The 23,351-nt window shown below is 42.3% G+C and carries 18 protein-coding genes; 16 read left to right on the forward strand and 2 right to left on the reverse strand.

Annotated elements, in window-relative coordinates; all coding sequences use genetic code 11:
• Nucleotides 1-152 precede the first annotated feature (152 nt).
• The 5 genes from V7L31_RS09080 to V7L31_RS09100 all read left to right on the forward strand — a co-directional run bounded on the left by V7L31_RS09080 (nucleotide 153) and on the right by V7L31_RS09100 (nucleotide 7,291).
• Complete coding sequence (locus tag V7L31_RS09080; RefSeq protein WP_334695912.1) at nucleotides 153-1,439, forward strand: glycosyltransferase; 1,287 nt, start codon at nucleotides 153-155, stop codon at nucleotides 1,437-1,439.
• A 411-nt stretch (nucleotides 1,440-1,850) separates the two neighbouring features.
• Nucleotides 1,851-3,128: a glycosyltransferase gene (locus V7L31_RS09085; RefSeq protein WP_334695913.1), complete on the forward strand. Its 1,278-nt coding sequence runs from the start codon at nucleotides 1,851-1,853 to the stop codon at nucleotides 3,126-3,128.
• A gap of 1,075 nt (nucleotides 3,129-4,203) precedes the next feature.
• On the forward strand, nucleotides 4,204-4,707 hold the full coding sequence (locus V7L31_RS09090) for a hypothetical protein (RefSeq protein ID WP_334695914.1): 504 nt from the start codon (nucleotides 4,204-4,206) through the stop codon (nucleotides 4,705-4,707).
• Between the two features lie 633 nt (nucleotides 4,708-5,340).
• Nucleotides 5,341-6,612, forward strand: a complete 1,272-nt coding sequence (locus tag V7L31_RS09095) for an urease accessory protein UreH domain-containing protein (protein ID WP_334695915.1) — start codon at nucleotides 5,341-5,343, stop codon at nucleotides 6,610-6,612.
• Between the two features lie 127 nt (nucleotides 6,613-6,739).
• Nucleotides 6,740-7,291 carry a hypothetical protein gene (locus V7L31_RS09100; protein ID WP_442944389.1) on the forward strand — a complete coding sequence of 184 codons (552 nt, stop codon included), beginning with the start codon at nucleotides 6,740-6,742 and terminating at the stop codon, nucleotides 7,289-7,291.
• A gap of 156 nt (nucleotides 7,292-7,447) precedes the next feature.
• On the opposite strand, the gene galE is transcribed toward V7L31_RS09100, so the two are convergent.
• Both galE and V7L31_RS09110 read right to left on the reverse strand, forming a co-directional pair.
• Nucleotides 7,448-8,446, reverse strand: a complete 999-nt coding sequence (galE, locus tag V7L31_RS09105) for a UDP-glucose 4-epimerase GalE (protein WP_334695917.1) — start codon at nucleotides 8,444-8,446, stop codon at nucleotides 7,448-7,450.
• A gap of 181 nt (nucleotides 8,447-8,627) precedes the next feature.
• Nucleotides 8,628-8,846 (reverse strand): hypothetical protein, encoded by a 219-nt coding sequence (locus tag V7L31_RS09110; protein ID WP_334695918.1) that lies wholly within the window; start codon nucleotides 8,844-8,846, stop codon nucleotides 8,628-8,630.
• A gap of 27 nt (nucleotides 8,847-8,873) precedes the next feature.
• Here V7L31_RS09110 and V7L31_RS09115 point away from each other — a divergent pair, with 27 nt between their 5' ends.
• The 11 genes from V7L31_RS09115 (at nucleotide 8,874) to V7L31_RS09165 (ending at nucleotide 23,293) form a co-directional block, all read left to right on the forward strand.
• Entirely contained in the window at nucleotides 8,874-9,530 is a 657-nt protein-coding gene (locus tag V7L31_RS09115; RefSeq protein WP_334695919.1) for a hypothetical protein, read from the forward strand.
• Nucleotides 9,531-9,770: 240 nt separating this feature from the next.
• Nucleotides 9,771-11,522, forward strand: coding sequence for an ABC transporter ATP-binding protein (locus tag V7L31_RS09120; protein WP_334695920.1), 1,752 nt, complete (start codon nucleotides 9,771-9,773; stop codon nucleotides 11,520-11,522).
• Between the two features lie 354 nt (nucleotides 11,523-11,876).
• Complete coding sequence (locus tag V7L31_RS09125) at nucleotides 11,877-13,157, forward strand: sensor histidine kinase (RefSeq protein WP_334695921.1); 1,281 nt, start codon at nucleotides 11,877-11,879, stop codon at nucleotides 13,155-13,157.
• Between the two features lie 172 nt (nucleotides 13,158-13,329).
• A complete protein-coding gene (locus V7L31_RS09130) occupies nucleotides 13,330-14,004 on the forward strand; it encodes a HupE/UreJ family protein (RefSeq protein WP_334695922.1) in 675 nt (224 codons plus the stop codon).
• Nucleotides 14,005-14,187: 183 nt separating this feature from the next.
• Nucleotides 14,188-14,568 carry a hypothetical protein gene (locus V7L31_RS09135; protein WP_334695923.1) on the forward strand — a complete coding sequence of 127 codons (381 nt, stop codon included), beginning with the start codon at nucleotides 14,188-14,190 and terminating at the stop codon, nucleotides 14,566-14,568.
• A 9-nt stretch (nucleotides 14,569-14,577) separates the two neighbouring features.
• On the forward strand, nucleotides 14,578-15,504 hold the full coding sequence (locus tag V7L31_RS09140) for a hypothetical protein (RefSeq protein ID WP_334695924.1): 927 nt from the start codon (nucleotides 14,578-14,580) through the stop codon (nucleotides 15,502-15,504).
• A 126-nt stretch (nucleotides 15,505-15,630) separates the two neighbouring features.
• Nucleotides 15,631-20,295, forward strand: coding sequence for a caspase family protein (locus V7L31_RS09145; RefSeq protein WP_334695925.1), 4,665 nt, complete (start codon nucleotides 15,631-15,633; stop codon nucleotides 20,293-20,295).
• Between the two features lie 49 nt (nucleotides 20,296-20,344).
• A complete protein-coding gene (locus V7L31_RS09150) occupies nucleotides 20,345-20,908 on the forward strand; it encodes a hypothetical protein (RefSeq protein WP_334695926.1) in 564 nt (187 codons plus the stop codon).
• A 53-nt stretch (nucleotides 20,909-20,961) separates the two neighbouring features.
• On the forward strand, nucleotides 20,962-21,348 hold the full coding sequence (locus tag V7L31_RS09155; protein ID WP_334695927.1) for a DUF2358 domain-containing protein: 387 nt from the start codon (nucleotides 20,962-20,964) through the stop codon (nucleotides 21,346-21,348).
• A gap of 222 nt (nucleotides 21,349-21,570) precedes the next feature.
• Nucleotides 21,571-22,485: an AraC family transcriptional regulator gene (locus V7L31_RS09160; protein WP_334695928.1), complete on the forward strand. Its 915-nt coding sequence runs from the start codon at nucleotides 21,571-21,573 to the stop codon at nucleotides 22,483-22,485.
• 85 nt (nucleotides 22,486-22,570) lie between these two features.
• Nucleotides 22,571-23,293: a dienelactone hydrolase family protein gene (locus V7L31_RS09165; RefSeq protein WP_334695929.1), complete on the forward strand. Its 723-nt coding sequence runs from the start codon at nucleotides 22,571-22,573 to the stop codon at nucleotides 23,291-23,293.
• Nucleotides 23,294-23,351 lie beyond the last annotated feature (58 nt).

Genomic DNA, 23,351 nt, shown 5'->3' on the forward strand with positions numbered 1-23,351 from the left:
GCTGGGGACTGGCTTTCTAGAAGATATTTCTGATTCCTAATTCCTAATCCCTAATCCCAATCCCCAATCCCCAGTCCCTAATCCCAATCCCCAATCCCCAGTCCCTAATCCCCAATCCCCAATCCCTCATTCTGTCGGAGATTAAAAATTTAATGGAAGATTTGGCAACATTTCTGTCTAAGTCTTTGATGGGTTGGCTGGTTATTCAGGTGTGTTTAACGCTTGTCTTTATATGGTATCTGCGGTCATCTAAAAAAAACTTATTACCAGATGACCAGTTGCCCAAAACAGCAGTGATTCTTTGTCTACGCGGTGCCGATCCATTTTTGCCTAGATGTTTGCGATCGCTCCTAAATCAAAACTATCCACAGTATGATTTAAAGTTAATCGTTGATAGTCACGAAGATCCCGCCTGGAAAATTGCTAGTGAAACTATCACAGAGCAAGAAGCAACCAACGTTCAAATCAGCCCTTTGAGAATAGTCCGCAACACTTGTAGTCTCAAATGCAGTTCTTTAATTCAAGCTATCCGTGAGTTAGACGACTCCTACAAGGTGGTTGCTTTAGTAGATGCTGATACTATAGTTCATGTGAATTGGCTGCGAGAATTAGTCAGTCCTCTAGGCGATCCTAAAGTCGGGGCGACAACAGGCAATCGTTGGTATGTACCGACAGGTAGATATTGGGGTTCTTTAGTGCGCTACGTCGGCAATGTATCTACAGTAGTGCAAATGTTTATCTTCCAGATTCCTTGGGGTGGGACTTTGGCTGTGAAAACTGAAGTACTTCGCCAAACAGGACTCCTAGATAAGTGGGGACAAGCTTTAGGCGAAGATTTTATGATGCACGATATCCTGAAAAAACATGGTTTTCAGGTAAAGTTTGTGCCTTCGCTGCTGATCGTAAATCGTGAAGAGACTGATTTATTCAACTTAATAGACTATCTCAAACGCCTTATCCTTTATTCTCGACTCTATCACCCACGTTGGTTAGCTCTTGTTAGTGAAGCTGTTTCAAGCATTTTGTTTCCAACTTTACTAATCATTTTGGTTCTAGAGTCGTTGTTAGAGGCAAAGTGGGAAGCTGCGGCTTTGTTGTTAGTTTGCTATGGAGTCTACACTGTTGGATTACTCTTGATAATGCTGGTGTTGGAATTAGAGATACAACGAGTGGTTCGTGCTAATGACCAAGCGATGCCTATGGGTAAGTCGTTGCATATCTACGCAAAATTATCAGCTGCCACAATCATCAGAATGTTAATTGGGATTCCCTTAACACAGTGGGTTTATGGGTTAGCGATGCTATCATCCCTGTGGGTTTCAACAGTCACCTGGCGCGGCGTCAGCTATCGCGTTCAAGGGCCCTGGAATGTTCGGCTAGTCGAATATCGCCCTTATCAATGGTTAGATCAACCTATTGATAGCAAAGTTTCTCTTTGAATTTAATCGCTAGATATGAACTAGGGTATGAAAGTTATTACACTAAACATTCCCTAGTCTTCAAATTATATTATCTTATATTTAGTAAAAATATATTAGCTATAAAACTTGTCAGAGTACACGCTTTTACTTGTTGATTAGCAAAATGTATTTGCATTGATGACAAGAGTTTAGAAAAATATATCATGGGGAATTTTGACTTAGCATTTTGGATGATTTAATAGTTTGTCGACCTGATTAAAAACATCCTTTTCACTATTGGTAATTTAGGCAAATTGAAAATGTGTCAATCCTTAGTCTAAGTATATTAGTGGGAGTTTATGAGCCAAATAATCAGGATGTTCATGGAACATTTGCTGTGTAAATCCTAAGTTCAAAACCAGCAGTTTCGTAAAATATTCCCCTTTTTTTATGACTAAGCAAAAACTTCGCATTGCACTATTTACAGGGTTGTATGCTCCTTTCTTGACTGGAGTTTCCGTCGCAGTACATCAAAGGGTTCGTTGGTTGCTAGAGCAGGGACATGAGGTTTTTCTAATCCATCCACAAATCAACGATCGCTACCCCAAAAATGTTGGCGATCGCCCCATGCCAGGTTTAGAGGAAATTCAGTCTTTCCCTAATTTCTCTGCTTACGCATTCCCCACACAACCACTAGTATTTTACAAGTCTCTTCCTCAACCATTGAGCTATCGGCATTGGAGTGATACTAAGTTGCTGGAGAAATTCAAACCCGACATTATTGTGGTTGAAGAAGCCGCACAAATGAGAGGTTTATATTCATTTTTCTTGCAAGGCTACGGTCGTCCAATTGGCACTGAATACGCAAAACGAACAGGCACGCCCATAATATCACTCTTCCATACAGATATCGTCGCATATATCAAATATTACTTTGGAGATCGCTTCTTTAATTTGGTTCGTCCGATCATTCCCGTTTTAGTCAAGCAATTTAGTGAGTCTTATGACTTCAATTACTTCTCTTCTAAAGAACAACTGACTAAATACGAAGAACTGAAATGCCAACGCGCCGAATATGTCGCTTATCAAGGCATCGATTGCGAAAAATTTCACCCGCGAAACATCTGTTACGACCCAATTCCTAATGATAACCGACCAACTCTTTTGTTTGTCGGACGCATCACACCCGAAAAGAATGTCAACCAATTGCTTGATATCTTTCCAGTCATCGCTGCCAAAATCCCTGATGTTCATCTGGTAATTGTTGGTAGTGGCCCGCTAGATGAAGAAATTCGCGAGCGTGCGAAAAAGTTTGGATCGAGTATTACTGTATGGGGTGAGTCTCACGGTACAGAACTTTTAGGTTGGTTTGCTAGAGCAGATATTTTTGTCAACCCCTCTGTTACTGAGAACTTCTGCACTACAAATAACGAGGCATTAGCATCTGGAACCCCTCTAGTTGCGGTTGTTGCACCGTCAACCTCAGAACAGGTAACTCCTGGTCATAATGGCTTTCTTGCCCAACCTAACAACCCTACAGATTTCGCCCAAAAGGTAATTGCGATTCTGGAAAATCCTGACTTGAAAGCAGACATGACTAGACACGCTCGCCCCTCTATACTTGACTTTGATTGGTCGGCATGTATGCAGAAATTTGAACACAAACTTTACCAAATCGTTGAAGGATCGCAGAAGGTGGAGGTAGGTACAGGCCGTATCAAACTATAGTAATCGTCAACACAGCGATCGCTATAGCGTTTATTGACAAGCGTGAGGTACACCCGTAAGGGCAGTGACGTGCCCTTACGTATCAACTAGTGAAATCCCCAAACACCAAAGCTTGTCTATATACCTTAGCCAATACTTTACCCGCAAACCTCCAATCTTTGAAGAGTATGGTGTGATATTCCTGATTGGGTTTAAAAAAATTAACCAAAAAAATTAAAAATTTATACGCATTTTTTCATTAGCTATAGGACTCATATTTGATTTTTGAACAAAACTCAGTACACCTTTATTCCTTCTTCCCAATCCCCAGTCCCTTACCTCTACGAGTAATTCAGAAATAAAATCGGATTGCTCTATTCACCTCCAACAATAAATTAAATTCCCAACTTGCTGTTATAGTCAGATACTCTGAACCAATCATAGAAAGCTAAATATTCTATGTCCTCTGACTGATGGAGCGACATCTTCAATCTAAAGTTCTATCAAATGGATGAATTTGCTGTAATGGGCTAAAATTTTGTATCTTGGGCTGATACCATTTCATTACTCCACTCTCAATACCTGTCCGGGAGCGATGCGATTTTGTGAGATGCCTTGCCTCGTTTAGGCAGTTCTTGCTAAGAGCAGGGAGCAGGGGAATTAGAAATACTACGGGAGAAGGCAAAAGCAGAGAAACCCCATGTCAAAGTAGGAACGCAATTGAAAATTTCTATTAGGTTTTTTCCCACTTCCTAATCTTTACTGTTAAACTTTTACTGAGTATTTTTTTAACTATATATTAGAAAAAATTACTTAATCGTTGGTAGATGCGAAAATCTATAAAAATACAGTGATAATTCAATTGCTAATTTTTCGCCTGCCCCCTTTGACAGATATTGTGTTGATACTACCTTTACATTCTGCCTTAATTGTAAAAATGAGATAATACACCAAGTGATTGTTCGTTATATAATACTTAGTATTACAGAGAAAAGGTCATCCAACTTACCCATTTAACACTTTTAAATAAAAATTAATAGGGTAGAACCACTGAATATAGCTCAACTAGTTTTAAAATCAAAAGCAGGATTTTGCAATGATTAGCCTAAGTAATTCGGAAAACAGCACAGTTAGCAGCATAGCAGCCACTAAGAGGCTGGCAAGGGCAATGATGGTTTCTGGTGGAGAGTTTTCACTGTTATTAGCATGTTGTAACTGCGTTCAAAGACAGGAGCAAGTGCTGAATTTGCTAACAGAATTTTCATCAGCAGATATCCACGAAATTTTGCTCTCACCTACGGCTGACAAACTGTACACAGCGATTACAACTGAAATTGGTGCTACTCAACCCGATGCTTTGATGGTCAGGGGTTTAGAATCTGTAGTGGCCATAAACCAACTAATCATCAGTACCAATATCATGCGAGATGAGTTTCGGAAACAGTTTCGCTTCCCCTTGATATTGTGGGTCAATGATGAAATTTTGTCTAAACTAGTTTGGCTAGCACCCGATTTCAAAGACTGGGCAGCCAGTACGATTAGATTTGATGTACCTAATAATCAGCTAGTTGAATCTGAACAACAAGCCATCAGCGCCTAATATTATCTGAGATTACTTTCAAAATCTTGCATACGCTAGGTTGAGCCAAGCAAAACCTCAGTTATTATTCTCTCGCGTTATTTTATAAGATTATTTTTATTGAACTTTCCTTTACCAAGGTGAGGTAAAGAATCTTGCAAGCTATTTTATCAGACAGCGGTGTGGATTCTCTTCTCTAACACACTTTTTATCTAAATTAAACTGTTACGTATACAATTTGCATTATCCAGGGCGGGCAAGATGCTCACCCCCACAATTATAAAACGTAGGTTGAGTGGAGCGGAGCGCAACCCAAAATATCCCTCTTCTCTCACTCTCCGGGAGGGCGCTAGAAGCCTCATAAGGCGATCAATAACCCGCCTCAACTCTAAGCTTACCTTCCTTCCATCCCCGATCAATGCAGAAATAATAAGCAGATGGTTACAACATGATTAAGGTGCAGTTTTTTCAAAACAATGGGAGACTCCCAGAGTAAACATCAAGTTTGACGGTTTGTCTTTTGACAGCGATCGCAACTTCGCGTAAAGTGCCGCACTAGGGGATTACTGAGTAAAGAAGAAAAGAAAAGAATTTCTGATTACTTCTTCAAAATCTTTATTCGGATACTCAAGACTCAAGACTCAGGACTTTTTTATGGTAGATTTGTTGCTGATCGCAATCCTGGGATTCCTGGGGAGTTTTGGACATTGCTTTGGGATGTGTGGCCCTTTAACAGTGGCATTTTCTCTGTCTCATCAGCCAAAAATTTCACACACAACTTCCTTAGAGCGCACATCAACCTTAGAAAAGTCCGATACTTGGCAGCAGCAATTAAAATTTCATATCTTGCTAAACCTGGGGCGGATGTTGAGCTATGCCTTAGTCGGTGCGGGTATTGGGGCGCTAGGCTCGGTATTGCTGCAAGGTGGACAGCTAGCAGGTATTGGCAGTGACTTTCGGCGTTGGATGGCAATTCTGACTGGTGTCATGTTGATTTGGTTTGGCTTAGGACAAGTAAAGCCCGATTTACTGCCGCGCATTCCTGTGCTACATCCCCTATTGCAAGGTAGTTTACACGATCGCCTCAGCACCGGAATGCTTAAGCTTTCCTTAAAAGCCAAATGGTGGACACCAATGCTTTTGGGGATGACTTGGGGTTTAATGCCCTGTGGTTTTTTGTATGCTGCCCAAATTAAAGCTGCTGAAACTGGCAATTTATGGATGGGTGGGGCAACAATGCTAGCTTTTGGCTTAGGAACCCTGCCGACGATGCTAGGTGTAGGCGTTTCCACATCTTTGGTAAGTAAAGACAGGCGCAGTCAGTTGTTTCGATTAGGCGGTTGGGTGACGCTTACCATTGGCGCTATCACCTTGTTACGGACTGGTGACACAATGGTAGATTACACCGGACACGCTGCCTTAATCTGCTTAATTTTGACGCTAATTGCGCGTCCCATTAGTGGCTTGTGGGCTTCACCACTGCGTTACCGCCGGGGCTTGGGAGTGGGATCTTTTGTGCTTTCTGTGGTTCACACCGCCCACATGATAGAACACTCATTGCAATGGAATTTTGCCGCCTTTGATTTTATGCCGCGAGAATTTCAGTGGGGTATGGCTGCGGGTGCTGTAGCATTGGTATTAATGTCCCCCGCCGCTTTCACAAGTTGGGAATCTTTGCAGAAATCTTGGGGTAAGCGTTGGCGACAGATTCATCTCTTGGGTGTGCCAGCCTTGCTCTTGAGTACCATCCATACTGTGTTGATTGGTTCCCATTACCTGGGTTCTTTGCAATCAACTTGGGGAAATAAACTAGCGGCAGTACTGTTGGTATTTTTTACTCTCAGTGTCTTGCTAATCCGTTCGCGCTTTTTTTGGTCAAAGTTAGCCGTAGAAAAGTTTTATGTTCCCCCAACCAAATCACGGTAAATCATCCTTATTTTCTGGCTTCATCCCAACAAGTCAAAAACAGAGGCATTACCTACTCAAAGGCATTTCCTGGCAGAATCAAGGAACAATAAATACTTTATTATTCCTGAGTTGCTTAGTTATATCAATGACTAATCTTTACCCTGCATCTGCTCATAAAGTGGAAGTAGCTGGAGATGTCGGTGCCACTATCCATATTGAACCAAATGATAATCCCCGTGCTGGAGAACCGAGCCAAGCCTGGTTTGCACTTACCCGCAGAGGTGGAAGGGTAATTCCCCTATCACAGTGTAATTGTCAGTTGGCTGTTTATGCCGAACCTTATGCAGCCGGAGAGCCTGCACTGCTAGAACCAGAGTTAAAACCTGTGTCAGCCGAACGCTATCAAGGCATTCCAGGTGCAGAAGTTGTTTTTCCCAAGCCAGGTATTTATGAGTTGCAACTGAATGGTAAACCGATCTCTGGGGCAAGATTCAAACCCTTTGAGTTCAAATTTGAAGTTACTGTAGCCGGTGGATCTACACAAGAGAGTACACGAAACATACGAGATGTCAATGGTGATTTAGCCGAGGGAGATTCTCAGAAATTACCAACTTGGGCGATCGCACTGCCAATCTTCGGATTCATTGCCATCTTAGTTGTTGCACTACGAGGGACGAGAGGGGGGAGTGGGGAGTAGGGAGGAGGCAGAGGGGCAGAGGGGCAGAGGGGCAGGGGAGGCAGGGGAAGAAAGAATAATTAATGCAATGCCCAATGCCCTTCAGGAGTGCTGTTAGCTATCCGCTAACGGAACTCGGAAAAGAGGAACTGTTTTGCCCAATGCCCAATGCCCTCATTACTTGTGTCGCTTTTGATGCCACTGCCACGCATGAGCGACAATATCTTGGATGGATGGATAATTCGGTTGCCAGCCTAAGATTGTTCTGGCTTTCTCGCTAGTGCCAATGAGAATTGGGGGATCGCCAGGACGGCGATCGCGTTCTTCTACTGGTATGGAAATTCCTGTCACTTCTTCGGCGGCGGCAATGACTTCTCTCACAGAGAAACCGCTGCCATTACCTAAATTAAAAACTTCGCTATCACTACCTTTTAATAAATATTCCAATCCCAAAATATGGGCATCTGCTAAATCGTTAACATGAATATAATCACGAATACAAGTACCATCGGGCGTGGGGTAATCGGTACCGAAAATTGAGATGGATTCTCGTTTGCCTAAAGCTGTCATCAGCACCAAGGGAATCAAATGGGTTTCTGGATTATGATCCTCACCGAGTAAGCCACTGGGATTAGCACCAGCCGCATTAAAATAGCGGAAACGCACTGATTGCAAACCGTAAGCGACATCAAAATCAGAGAGAATCCGTTCTACCATCAGCTTTGTAGCACCATAAGGATTAATCGGATTTTGGGGATGGTTTTCGGGAATGGGCACGAATTCTGGTACGCCGTAAGTGGCACAGGTAGAAGAAAAGACAAATTTCTTTACAGATGCCGTCAGCATCGCTTCTAACAAGGTCAAAGTACCAAGGACATTATTGTTGTAATATTTCGCTGGGTCAGTTACCGATTCTCCTACGTAGGCATAAGCAGAAAAATGCATCACAGCGGCAATATCATGGGTTTTAAATAGGCGATCGAGTAAGGCGCGATCGCCCGTATCCCCTACGATCAGTTCTACCTGTAAAACCCTTTCTACCAGGTCGCGATGCCCATAGACCAGATTATCAAGGATGACAACGTTATAACCCGCTTGCTTCAAAGCAAGCACCGTATGAGAACCAATATATCCAGCTCCCCCCGTTACCAAAATGGTAGGCTTTCCAGGCGGCATAGTTTTTCCTTTTGAGTAAGTTATTCAATTAATTTAGTTTACCGGTACCAGATTACTCTTCTGGAAAATTATAAATAATAGACGCAGTGTCAAAAAATTGCACTAAAATCACTACGACGGTAGTCTTTGGGTGTGAGGTTTGAAATATTTTAAGTCAAACAGTGCGATTACAATTTGACAATCAAATAAATCCATTTCCCGAAACCTCTAGGTTGACCTTTACGGGTGACGCTGCTAGCGTTGCTATGGCTAAGAAGTCGCCAGTTGTTTTATCCAGGGAAATCATGCACGGCAGTCCCAACTGGGGAGCCACTACGTTCATTACCGGGGTTCCCTCCGTTGAAGAACTAGCGTGGAAACCCCGAACAAAACGGGCTGCCTCATCACCACACTGGCTCACCGCACCAGAAAATTTGAGAGTTAATCTATGTTTCTATTGCTAAGCCGGGTACTGCTGTGGCTGCTGATTGGCACTATCGTATATTCTCTGTTCCAGCGATTTTATCCCTCTGGAACTTTTGTTGGGCGATTAATCTTAGTCGTTATCTTGGTAATCGTAGCCCTATCATTTCTTAACCCCAGTGAACCAGCTGTGGCGTCGTTATGGAGGATGCTATCTTTTCCACTTAAGCCTCTAGGAGCCTCTGTTTTACTGATGATTTTTGCTGCTCAGAAAATCAAAGGAGGTGGGATAGAGAAACCAGGAGGAGTTTTGCTCGGTTGGGCACTGACGATTTTGCTGTTGGCAAGTACACCAGCAGTCGCCTATTTCCTTTATCGCGCACCTCTGGCAATGGCAAATCAAAATTATGTAGCAGCTGCTACACCCACATCTGGGACACTAGTGGCGTTAGGGCAACCAAGCACCACAGCGAATATCTCAGATGTGATGGGAGATAGCATTCTTTCTTATAATTTGAAAGTGCCGCCCTACCTCTTACAAGGAAATCCTCAAGATATTCGCACACGGGGTTTACGACTTGAAGATTTTGTACCAAATGCAGAAACGTTGCAATTGACAACCAGAACTTGGGAAAGTTATCTCGTTGAAATTTACAGGTTCTTGCGTGTTCAGCGGTCATAAAGTAAAAAAGAAATACTAAAAAGACCGCAATGCCACGCTTTAGTAACGCTACCCGAAATTCGGAATTACGAATTTGTAAGGGTTTCACTAAACTAAAGACTGGGGGATTGAGAAAATTTAAATAGGGATTCAGACCCCATTCTTTCCCAATCCCCATTACCCCTTATCCCCAATCCCCTACATAGCTGCCTTCTTGGACTAGCAGTTAATCTAGGATGATAAAGTTGCAAAATTGCTTTAATGGCAAAATCTCGACGACTCGCTAAACTCAGTGCTTACTTACGACCCCATTGGCAGGAGGCGTCCTTAGGCATTCTCGCTTTGTTGTCTGTCAATGCACTGGGCGTTTATATCCCTTGGTTAATTCGTGCTGGTGTTGATAAGCTCTCAACAACCTTCAACTGGAACCAAATATTACATTATGTAGTAATTATTGTCTTACTCAGTTCGGCGATGTGGCTAATGCGGATGGCCTCACGCATTTGGCTATTTGGGGTGGGGCGTCAAGTGGAATTTGACCTGAAACAACGGATTTTTGAACACTTACTCAAGCTGGAGCCTGCTTATTTTGCTAGTAATACTGCTGGCGATTTGATTAGTCGGGCTACCAGTGATGTAGACAATATCAAACGGTTGTTGGGTTTTGCGGTCTTGAGTTTAGCAAATACAGCCTTTGCTTATGCCCTAACACTGCCAGTAATGCTAGCGATTAGTGTGGATCTCACACTAGCCTCCCTGGCAGTGTACCCTTTTATGTTCTTGTTGGTGAGTCTGTTTAGCACTCGCTTACGCAAACAACAAGCAACAGTCCAAGAGCAACTCTCTGACATCAGCGAACTCATTCAGGAGGATATCAGTGGCATTGCCTTAATTAAAATCTATGCCCAAGAAGCAAACGAGCGTCGAGCTTTTGCCAAGAAAAATCAGCAGCTATTGACTGCTAATCTAGAACTGGCAAAAATCCGAAATACATTGTTTCCGCTAATTGGCGGGCTAGCTAATATCAGTTCACTGATCATCATCTGGCTAGGGACGGCGCGGATGTCTTCTGGGACGCTTCAGGTTGGCGACTTTTTAGCACTGTTAATTTATGTAGAGCGTTTGGCCTTCCCCACGGCCATTTTAGGATTCACAATTACTGCCTACCAACGGGGTGAAGTTAGTATTGATAGGCTGGAATCTATTCTTTCTGTCACACCGAAAATTAAAGATGCAGCCGATGCCATACATCTGTCGGTGGCTGAACTGAAAGGGGAATTGACAGCGAAAAATCTCACTTACAATTACCCTAGTTCAACGACTCCAGCTTTAGCAAATGTGAACTTTACCATTGCGGCTGGAGAAACTGTGGCTATTGTTGGGTCAATTGGTTCGGGGAAATCAACTTTGGCCAATGCTTTGCCCCGCTTGTTAGATATTGAATCAGGACAATTGTTTTTAGATGGGGTGGATATTACTAAGATTGCTTTGGCAGATTTACGAGGTGCGATCGCCTACGTTCCTCAAGATAGCTTTCTATTTAGTACTACAATCAAAAATAATATCCGCTACGGCGATCCAGTTAGCGAACAAGAGCAAGTAGAATCTGTTGCTAAACTTGCCCAAATTGAATCAGAAATTCACAATTTTCCCCAGCAATATGAAACTATTGTTGGTGAACGCGGTATTACTCTTTCTGGTGGTCAACGACAACGTACTGCTTTAGCTAGGGCTATGCTGGTCAATGCTCCAGTGTTAATTTTGGATGATGCCCTATCTAGTGTAGATAATCAAACAGCCGCGCAAATCCTCAAAAACCTCTCCGATGGGACTGAAAGAAAAACGGTAATTTTTATCACACATCAATTATCAGCAGCAGCAATTGCTGACCGAATTTTTGTGATGGAAAAGGGAAAAATTGTACAGATAGGGAATCACTTAGAACTTGTAAAACAACAGGGTTTATATAGAACTTTGTGGAGCCAACATCAAGTTGAAGAATTACTACACTAGTACCGCAAGGCGGAATTAAAAATTAAAAAATTAAAATGAATACAGCCTAAGCGTTTCATTAATTTGAAATGGGTAGTTTATCGAACAGAATTCAGGAGTCAGGAGCCAAAGTTCAACAATTTTTTCTGTATGAATGGCGGATAAATAATTGGGTTTAAGACCCCCACTAAATTTTAAATTTGGTGGTCTTCATTCTGACTCCTGAATTCTGAATTCTTCTTCAATTCTGCCTTCTTGTACTAGTACAGCCTTTAACATTAAGGACAATTTGTTATCCAACGTGTATAATCTGTCAACTATTAAATGACAAGTTACCTCGTTTGGCTGTGTATGCTAGAACTTTTGCAAAATTTTTTGAATGAGAGTTCATTTATTCCACATGGACATTGTTATCTCTGGAAGCCGAGTTTAGTGTGGCTAAATATCATCTCAGATTCTCTGATTGCTTTGGTATATTATTCTATCCCCATCATCCTGATTTACTTTGTCCACAAGCGAAAAGATTTCCCCTTCAAATGGATACTTTTATTATTTGGAGCTTTTATCGTCTCTTGTGGTACAACCCATGTAATGGATGTATGGACGCTTTGGCATCCAACTTATTGGTTATCTACTTTCATCAAGTTTATTACGGCTATTATCTCACTATATACAGCGATCGCACTGCTACCCATCATTCCCCAAGCTATAGCTTTACCGAGTCCTGCACAACTAGAAGTAGCTAACTCCCAACTCAAACTGACCTTAAAGGAACTTGAAAATACGCAAGCTCAACTCATTCAAACTGAAAAAATGTCTTCATTGGGGCAATTAGTTGCCGGTATTGCCCATGAAATTAATAATCCTGTGAATTTTATTGACGGTAATATCGTTATTATCAATGAATATATTATAAATTTACTCAATTTGATTACGCTTTATCAAGAATGTCATTGCCATTTAGAATCAGAAATTCAAACTCATATTGAACAAATTGACTTTGGTTTTATTAAAGAAGACTTACCAAAACTTTTATCTTCCATGAAAATGGGAACTCAGCGCATTTGCAACCTAGTTTTATCCTTGCGTAACTTCTCGCGGTTAGATGAAGCAGAAAAAAAAGCAGTTGATATCCACAAAGGTCTTGATAGTACTCTCTTAATTTTGCAAAATCGCTTGGAAGGTGAAGGAAATCATCCAGATATTCAAGTGATAAAAGAATACGGCAATTTGCCTCAAGTTGAGTGCTATGCTGGACAACTCAATCAAGCATTTATGAATATCCTGAATAATTCTATTGATACTTTGAGAGAATCAATCGTTGGTTGCAATTTGTTAGCGGTAAATGTAAAAACAACTGGCAACCAAGAACTGATAAATAACAATCCCCATATTCGCATTTGCACTGAGGTTTTAGACACGAATAAAGTGATAATTCGGATTGCTGATAATGGCTGCGGTATGACAGAAGCAGTAAAACAAAAAATTTTTGACCCGTTTTTTACAACTAAACCTGTTGGTTCAGGTACAGGTTTAGGAATGTCGATTAGCTACCAAATTATTAACAAACATGGTGGTCAACTCAAGTGTATTTCTGCACCGCTTCAAGGCACAGAGTTCATCATTGAGATTCCGATTCTGATCGAGTCTGTTTGAAGGGCAGACAAGATGCCCACCCCACAAGAGTTAATTGAATATTTTTTTATTTGTCAGTCCCTTAATTACTCATCGGGCGACTTCCAGTCGCCTAATACTTTTTTTACTACGTTAGTTTTTTGGAGTAGATGGGTAGTATAGATTACCGAAAAAACTAATTTGGCCTATAGTGATGTTCAAGACTAAATTATCAGAATCCTCTGTCTCAAAGGAACTTCATACCTCGAAGTTAATGCCTCGCCATATTGGGGCGATCGCAGCTTTAATTTTAATTAGCTTACTGAGTTCATTGAGTGGTACACCAGTTGACCATAGTATCTCTAACGCCTGGGAAGGCTTTCTCTGGGGATTGGCAGATCCAGTAATTAGCTTAAATTGTTTAGTTGGTATTGTTGCAATTGGCTTACTCTCATCTGTGTTTGTCCGTGGCGGTGCGATCGCTGGATGTTTTATCTTCGCAACAGTTTTGGGCATTGTAATTCATTTATTGCAGCTAGATTTACCAGGCACAGAAATAGCCATTGCTCTCTCTACCATTGTTTTTGGTACTATGCTGATGATGCCAAATCAACTAAACTTGATGGTGCTTGCTCTGGTAAGTATTAGTGCTGGTTTATTTCAGGGTTACGCGAATGCTGAATCTATTGTTGGTACAGAAATAATATCAGTAGTTGCATATATACTAGGTATTACCTTAACTCTGTTTGCAGTTGCCATGAGTGCTAGAGAAATTGGTATGGCAATGGGTATGGGAGAAATCAACCGAACTTTATCCTGGAAAATGAGTATTGCTGGCTTCGCTTTGTGTGCGATCGGCATCGTGTTTTTGAGCAATTCAATCACTTAAATCACATATTTCAATTCCGTGGAATACATTCATTCGTGGGGGCGTACAGCTAACTGTGCGCCCCATTATCTTTTTAGACTAAAAATTGTCTTTTATCTATGCTCAAAAATTAATTATGGTAATCTGTTTCAGTGTATATGTAAAAGAATTAGCCATTAATTTTACATAATGAGGTTTTAAATTGTGGTGTTTGAACCTGAAGATATTCTAGAGGGAAGTCGCTCGATTCGTCCCTTTCTTCCAGAAATTTTAGGAGATGATGCGGTTCAAGTAGACCGCCAATTGTCTGAACTGTTGGTACAAGCTAAAGCAGGGGAGCCAGTTCATGACCAGATTTTAGCAATGCTCAAAAGTTATCCAGATACTCGCAACTGGATAGCTGAGTTTCTCAGTACAAAACAGGTATCAAAAGGTTTTGAAGAACTTCCAGGTAAAAGTCAACCAATATCCGCTTCAAAATATAGATGTCCTGAAGGGGACGATTATACTTGGTATCGTCGCGTTGTCGGAGCAAAGATACCAAACTGTCCGACTCATAATGTCCCACTAATACCTGCTGATTAGTTACAAAATATGCCAACCAAATTTTTGGAAAGTCTGGGTGGAAAGCTGGCAGAAAACTGGGCTGCGAACATACTAACACCAGCCTTTGTTTTCTGGATTGGGGGATTACTAGCTTGGGTGTGGCGTTTTGGTAGAAAACCCTTGGAAGACTGGCTTAAACAGCAATCAGAATCTTTGTTGATTGCTGTGATGGTAAGTGGTTTGCTGATTATTGCTGTCTCAGGTTTTGTGGTTCAAAGGTTCGATTTATTTATTCTCAGATTTTTAGAAGGCTATTGGCCTAATTGGCTGTCTCCCTTACTTTTCTTACGAGGCTGGATGATACAGCAAAAAAAGCATGACTTTAAACGAAAAGAAAATCGTTGGCAAACGCTGGCTAATAAAAAAGATAAACAAATAACTGACGAAGAATTAGAGGAATATGTAACGCTGGATGGACAACTTATGCAGTTTCCATCTCAACTTAATAGGTTAATGCCTACAAAGTTAGGTAATATTCTCAGAGCATCTGAAAGCCGCCCTTCTGATAAGTATGGCTTAGATGCTGTAATTTGCTGGTCTCGCCTCTGGCTACTATTACCGGATGGAGTGAAGAAAGAATTACAGGAAGCACGGTCAAATCTGAATACAGCAGCCCGTTTTTGGCTGTGGAGTTTGCTGTTTATCGTTTGGACTGTTTGGGCTTGGTGGGCTATCCCTGCCGCTTTTTTGGGAGCAATCTTTGCTTATTACTGGGCAGTTGATGCCGCAAGTGTCTACTGTAACTTATTGGAATCTGCGTTTGATTTGTATCGCTTAGAACTTTACAAATCTCTTCGTTGGCGAATACCTATTAATCCGAAGCAAGAAAAAGAATTAGGTCAGCAATTGACAATCTATTTGTTACGAGGTTTAGATGGCGACAGACCAATATTTACGCCTCTAAAGGAAAAGTGACTCTCATGGGTAAATATTTAGTAAGAAATATTTACTCGATTCTTGCCTGTGAAAATACAATTAAAATCAAACAATAGCTAGGATATTGATAAATTTTCCAGAACTTTTATAAAAAGTCGCATATTAATGAGTAAGGATGCTTTAGTAGTTGGCATTAATCAGTATAATATCCCAGGATTGTCAGCGTTACGATCGCCTGCTAACGATGCCGAAGCGATCGCCAAGCGACTCAGTGAAGCTGGAAATTTTCATGTCAAGCGATTGCCACAATTCCTAGATCCGTTTGAAGGTGATGCACCACGCATATCACCAAACCAGGAAATCAAGGTGTCAGATTTAAAGAATGCTTTAGAACAACTCTTTTATCCTGAAGGTAAAAGCGTTCCAGATACAGCCCTGTTCTATTTCTCAGGGCATGGTCTTCGCAGCAAAGGACGCATTAAAGAAGGTTTTCTAGCTACCAGTGATACCGATTGTGATGGGAACTGGGGACTGCAATTAAAGTGGCTGCGTGAGTTATTGCAAGAAAGCCCAGTACGGCAGCAGATTATTTGGTTGGACTGTTGTTACAGTGGGGAACTACTCAATTTTACAGAAGCCGATCCAGGCGATCGCGGAAATACACGCGATCGCTGTTTTATTGTCGCTTCTAGAGAATTTGAGCTAGCCCATGAAAACGTGAGTGGAGCCAGTAGCGTACTCACTAGCGCTATTTTGCGCGGATTTGACTTAGCTGATGTATCTAACCAATGGGTCACGAACGAAACACTAGTAACATTCTTGCGGCAGGAATTAGAAGCAGCACCCCAAAAATTCATTTCTAACAATTTGGGGTGTATTAATCTCTTTTTTAGGAAAGAAACAACAAATAAACAACCTGTTGAATCTACTGTACAAACTCCGAGTCAACCAAATCAGACAGATAAATTAGCAGAGCAATTACGGGCTTGGTTCACTGCCTTACGTTATGGCTTTGAAAAAGGTGAAATTAGCAATGAAAATTATTTGGAGTGGATTATTAATGTCAATAACCCTATAGAGAAAAAGGGGTATAACCGAGTTTTGGTGCGCGGCATTACAGGAGAAGCCGGAATGGCAGATGTTGCTGCCTTGCGACAGTCAGTAAATGCTCGAAAAACAGATATAGGTTGGCTAATCACCAATCGCCGTGTCAGTCGCGCTGCTAAAGATGAGGTAAACAAGCAAGAAAATCAACATTTATTTTGCTACACCCTTGATGAGTTGCTAGATCGAGATGCCGATTTTAATGTCTACCTCAACTGGTTAGAAAATGAAATCAAGCAACGGGGAATTGACCACACTTATGTACCCCTAGCTTGTACCAAAGAGGAGTTCGATCCCACCTCAAAGCAGAAAATGGGCATGAGCCGTTACGCTCAAGCTGATGGTTGGATTGATGGTTATGTTGAGCGATGGCTTGATGATCCTGCCAAAGAACACCTTTCTATTTTGGGTGAATTTGGCACTGGCAAAACCTGGTTTGGGTTGCATTATGCCTGGACTGCCCTGCAACGCTATCGGGATGCTCAACGCCGGGGAGTAGAACGCCCACGTCTGCCATTAGTCATACCTTTACGGGACTATGCCAAAGCAGTCAGTGTAGAATCGCTATTTTCGGAATTCTTTTTCCGCAAGCATGAAATCCCACTGCCTGGTTATTCTGCCTTTGAGCAACTCAACCGCATGGGTAAAGTGTTGTTGATTTTTGATGGCTTTGATGAAATGGCAGCTAGAGTCAATCGCCAAGAAATGATCAACAACTTCTGGGAACTAGCCAAAGTAGTAGTACCAGGGGCAAAGGTAATTCTCACCTGTCGCACCGAACATTTCCCCGAAGCTAAAGAAGGCAGGGCTTTGCTAAGTGCAGAATTGCAAGCATCTACAATTAACTTGCCTCTAGAGACACCGCGCTTTGAAGTGCTGGAATTAGAAAAATTTGATGACGAGCAAATTCGGCAAGTATTAGCGTTTCGTGCTGAACCAGAAACCGTAGAACAGATAATGAGTAATCCGACATTGCGGGATTTGGCACGTCGTCCGGTAATGACGGAACTAATTATAGAAGCTTTGCCAGAGATTGAGGCGGGCAAGCCAGTTGATATATCACGGGTATATTTATATGCTGTGCGGCACAAGATGGAGAGAGATATTAAAACCAACCGTACCTTTACCTCATTGGCAGATAAGCTCTATTTTTTGTGTGAGTTGTCCTGGGAAATGCTCTCAACAGACCAGATGAGCATGAACTACAAAGAATTCCCCGACCGGATTCGGCGTTTATTTCCTGCTGTAGTCCAAGAAGAAAAAGATTTAGACCACTGGCATTACGACATGATGGGGCAAACAATGCTGATTCGTAATGCGGAAGGAGACTACAGCCCTGCCCATCGTTCGTTATTGGAATTTTTTGCTGCCTACAAGCTGGTGGCAGAGTTAGGAATTTTAGCTCCCGACTTCACAAAACTGGCTCAAGCACAGTCTCATTTAGACAATACTCTTCCACCACAAGATTACACTTGGTCAGAATACTTTCAACGACAGTGTGGGGAAGATAGGCAACCGCTCCCAGTAGCACCGCTAAATTCATTCGCCAAAGTATCTTTAGAAAAATTATCTAATTATTGTGGTACGGCTCCCTTGGCAAGAGCTGTGCTGGATTTAGCTGTGCCAATGTTAGATGAGCAAGTATTTAAACAACGGTTGCTCGCACTAATTCAGTCAACCCGTGGCAAAACCCAGACTCAGGTGGGTTATATAGGTGGCAACCTAGTGAAATTACTACTAGCAAGAAATCCTTATAGTCTAGAAAAATCTGATCTCAGCCATACTGTTATTACAGACGTAAACTTTGCTAATGCCAGCTTGCGGTGGATAAATTTGATGGGAGCAAATCTCACAAACTCCTTATTTTCGCCACTTCTAGGAGCTGTCTGGTCGGTGGCATTTAGTCCAGATGGCAAAAAATTGGTGATTGGAGATAGTAAGGGTACTGTACAAGTCTGGCAAGCATCCTCTGCTAGGGTCTTATTATTCTTCCAAGGGCATGACTCTGCGGTTACATCAGTGGTGTTTTCCACCGATGGTCAGCACATTGTCACAGGCAGTTTTGACAAGACAGTAAGATTGTGGGATGTGAATGGTAACCCCATTGGTCAACCCTTCGTGGGGCATGAAGATTGGGTCAGTTCCGTGGCGTTTTCCCCTAACGGTCAACGCATTGTCAGTAGTAGTCATGACAACAAAGTACGGTTATGGGATGTAAATGGTAACTCTATTGGTCAACCTTTCGTGGGACATGAAGATTGGGTCTATTCCGTGGCATTTTCCTCCGATGGTCAGCGAATTGTTAGTGGCAGTAGGGACAAGACAGTACGGTTGTGGGATGTAAATGGTAATTCTATTGGTCAACCCTTTGTTGGGCATGAAGATTGGGTTACATCAGTAGCATTTTCCCCAGATGGTCAGCGAATTGTTAGTGGCAGTAGAGACAAGACAGTACGGTTGTGGGATGTAAATGGTAACTCTATTGGTCAACCCTTTGTTGGGCATGATTCTCTGGTCTATTCAGTGGCATTTTCCCCCGATGGTCACCGCATTGTCAGTGGCAGTTATGACAAGACAGTACGGTTGTGGGATGTAAATGGTAACTCTATTGGTCAACCCTTCGTTGGGCATGATTCTGCGGTCGATTCAGTAGCGTTTTCCCCCGATGGTCAGCTCATTGTCAGTAGCAGTAGGGACAAGACAGTACGATTGTGGGATGTAAATGGTAACTCTATTGGTCAACCCTTCGTTGGGCATGATTCTGCGGTCGATTCAGTAGCGTTTTCCCCAGATGGTCAACGCATTATCAGTGGCAGTAGGGACAAGACAGTACGTTTGTGGGATGTAAATGGCAACCCTTTTGGTCAACCCTTTATGGGGCATGATTCTGTGGTATATTCCGTAGCATTTTCCCCAGACGGTCAACGCATTGCCAGTGGCAGTAAGGACAAGACAGTACGGTTACGCGATGTGAATGGTAATCCCATTGGTCAACCTTTCGTGGGGCATGAAGAGGGGGTTAATTCAGTGGCGTTTTCCCCCGACGGTCAGCGCATTGTCAGTGGCAGTTATGACAAGACAGTACGGTTGTGGGATGTAAATGGCAACCCTATTGGTCAACCCTTTGTTGGGCATGAAGATTGGGTTAATTCAGTGGCGTTTTCCCCCGACGGTCAGCGCATTGTCAGTGGCAGTTATGACAAGACAGTACGGTTGTGGGATGTGAATGGTAACCCCATTGGTCAACCCTTTGTTGGGCATGAAAAGGGGGTTAATTCAGTGGTATTTTCCCCAGACGGACTGTGCATTGTCAGTGGCAGTTATGACAAGACAGTACGGTTATGGGATATGAATAGCAACCCTGTTAGTCAACCCTTTGTTGGGCATGAAGAGGGGGTTTTATCAGTGGCGTTTTCTCCCGATAGTCAGCGCATTGTCAGTGGCAGTTATGACAACAAAGTACGGTTATGGGATGTGAATGGTAACCCTATTGGTCAACCATTTGTTGGACATGAAGAGGGGGTTTTATCAGTGGCGTTTTCTCCCGATGGTCAGCACATTGTCAGTAGCAGTGATGATGAAACCATCCGTATTTGGGATGTAAGCACTGGCGACTGTTTGCGGGTAATCAATTACAAACTGTGTACAGGGTTGAATATCACAGATGTAACAGGTCTAACACCTGTACAGCATATACTATTAAAACTAATGGGAGCGATTGAATAAGCTGATGCACCTCTGCGCTAATCTAGAGGCTATATATAGATAAAGGGTTATGACACCTGAAGAAATTGCGGGTACGCTCACAGAATTATTTGGCACATCGGCTCTTGTAGTCATTGCTCCTGGATCGTGGCAAGTAGACACTTCTACTTTTCGGCTATTGGTGCTGCTTTCCGAAGATAATACTTGGCTGCGAGTTTTACTGCCTATTTTGCCCATCCAAGAAGCCCAGCCATTTTTAGAACAGTTCCTAGAAGCTAACTTCGATGACACTCAAGAAGTACGTTACGCTTTATATGAAGGGGTAATTTGGGGGGTATTTCAACATCACAGTAGCACTTTAGTAAGTGCAGATTTGTCCAATGCAATTAACCGACTTGCATCTCTCTATCAAGCCAGATTAGATAATGTCTTTAATCGACTAATTGAAAGCCGCATCCGGCAAATTATTCAGGCAGCAAAACAGCAAGGGCAATCTCTGCAAGCGACTATGCAAAGCTTAGAACGCTTTTACGCAGAAGGAATGATGGGTGAAATCAATCAAACCTCAGAAGGGCGAGAAGAAGTCTTAAATGCTTGGCGGCGTCAGTTAGAACGTTTATGGAACGAGGGTTAATTTCCATTTTTCAGTTTTCATATTAAACCAATTTACACATATATTTATTTCTCATGGATATCATTGAAATCCTCAAAGAAGACTATCAAAGATTCCCAATCAATCAAACTTATAATATTTATGCTCCAGATGTTTATTTTCAAGACCCTCTGAATAAATTTCGTGGTGTTAAACGTTATAAAGAAATGATTAATTTTATCCAAACTTGGTTTTTAAATCCCAAGATGGATGTACATAATATTCAACGTTTAGGAGACACAATCAAAACTGAGTGGACACTCAGTTGGAATACTCCTCTCCCTTGGAAGCCAAGGATCTCTATTCCTGGTTGGAGTGAATTAGGTCTTAACTCTGATGGTTTGATTGTCTCCCATATCGATTATTGGAACTGTTCGCGCCTAGATGTGGTAAAGCAACATTTATTTCCTTCAAAAAGTTGATTATCGAGCCTGGGTTTAAGAGGTTGTTTGAAAAGCCCAGGCGATTAGGGACTTCCATATAAAAAAATATCCAATCAACTCCTGTGGGGTGGGCATCTTGCCCGCCCAGTCCATAGGGCGGGCAAGATGCCCACCCCACAATAGCCATTATCCAAGGTCGAATGCTCCCCCTGCCCCCTGCTCCCTGCCCCCTGCGCCCTGCCTCCTGCCTCCTTCAATAAAATGAAAGTGCCAGTTATTGATTACCGCCAAGAGAATGCTGCTAATTCACTATTGCCGAAATCCTCTATTCTCTCAAGTTCTGGCTGGAGTCACCTGCATCTAGAAGTTTACCAACAGCCAAAATTTGAAATCGCTGAACATCAACATACGATGCATGTCATTGCTTGTGGGCTTGTTGGCTCACCAGGAGAACTAGAAGATCGCAAAATGGCATCAGGAGAGCGATGGTTAGATGGAAAGCTGGAGCCAGAAAGGCGCAGAGATGGAGATATTGCAATAATTCCGGCGGGGATTTCCCATCGCTGTAACTGGAATACTTCAGTTGAGTTTATGGTTTTGGCAATTGAACCTGCACTTCTCCAATTGGTGGGTCAGGATTTTGTTGGTGGCAGCATTGAACTCACGCCTCGGTTTATGAGTCAGCAAGATGTGCTGATTCAAGGAATTTTTTCAAGTTTGAGAGATGAATTAGAGTCAGGCAAAATTGGCGGTGATTTGCTGATTGACAGTCTCAAAACGACATTAGCAATTCACCTTTTACGGAACTATTGCAGCACGCAACCAAAGCTTTCTAGTTATTCAGATGGATTATCTCAAGGAACGTTGCAAAAAATCACAGACTATATTCATGAGTATCTCTATCAAGACTTGAAGCTAATTGAATTGAGTGCGATCGCACAACTCAGTCCCTACTATTTTCTACGTCTGTTTAAGCAACGGATGGGAATTACACCCCACCAATATATCCTACAACGCCGAATTGAAAAGGCAAAACATTTGTTACAGCACAGCAATCTGAGCATTGCGGATATTGCGACGCAAACGGGTTTTTCCGATCAAAGCCATTTGACAAAATGCTTTAAACGCCAGGTTGGTGTCACACCAACACAACTCCGACAAGTGCGATCGCAATAATATACTAAAATCCCGCAACTTTCTTCTAGAATCCTCAATTGCTAGTTTTTAAGCTATTAACAACAGATTCTATCGGAGAAAGAAGATGCCAATTGAACAAACTGAGGTGTTAATTTCCACACCAGATGGACAGATGCCCGCTGTTTTGTTTACACCAACTCATCCTGAGCCTCAGTCTGCCATTCTACTGCTGATGGAGGCATTTGGCTTAACGTCACATATCCAAGATGTCGCAGCCCGAATCGCCCAAGAAGGATATGTAGTCATCATCCCCGATCTATATTACCGCGAGTTGCCCGACAACAAATTTGGCTACGACGAAGTTGATCGGGCAATGGCCATGATGTGGCGCTTGGATTTCGGCCAGCCAATGGTAAACGATATTCAAGCTGCATTAGCCTATTTAAAGTCACACCCAGCAGTCAACCCCCATCGCATCGGCGTAACCGGATTCTGTCTGGGTGGCGGTTTAACCTTTTTCACAGCTTGTAAGTTGTCAAAGGAAATTGCCGCAGCGGCTCCCTTCTACGGTATGGTCGCCGATGAGTGGATTGATGCAGTGAAAGATATTACAGTACCTATCTATCTATTTTTCGGTGGAACCGATCAGTTTATTTTAGGCGATCGCATTCAACAAATAAAATTGCGGTTTCAAGAACTGGGCAAAGACTACACCCTAAAAGTTTATCCCGATGCGGGACATGGTTTCTTTTGTCACGAACGATCCGACTACAATCCCTTGGCGGCGGAAGATGCTTGGCATCAACTTACACGATTTTTTGATCGACACCTGCGAGGAGAAAACTAAAAATTATGTAATATAGTAGGGGACTGGGGACTGGGTTGAAAGTGTGTTTGTATATAGG

It is taken from the genome of Nostoc sp. (assembly GCF_036916655.1).
In the GTDB taxonomy this organism is placed as follows: domain Bacteria; phylum Cyanobacteriota; class Cyanobacteriia; order Cyanobacteriales; family Nostocaceae; genus Nostoc.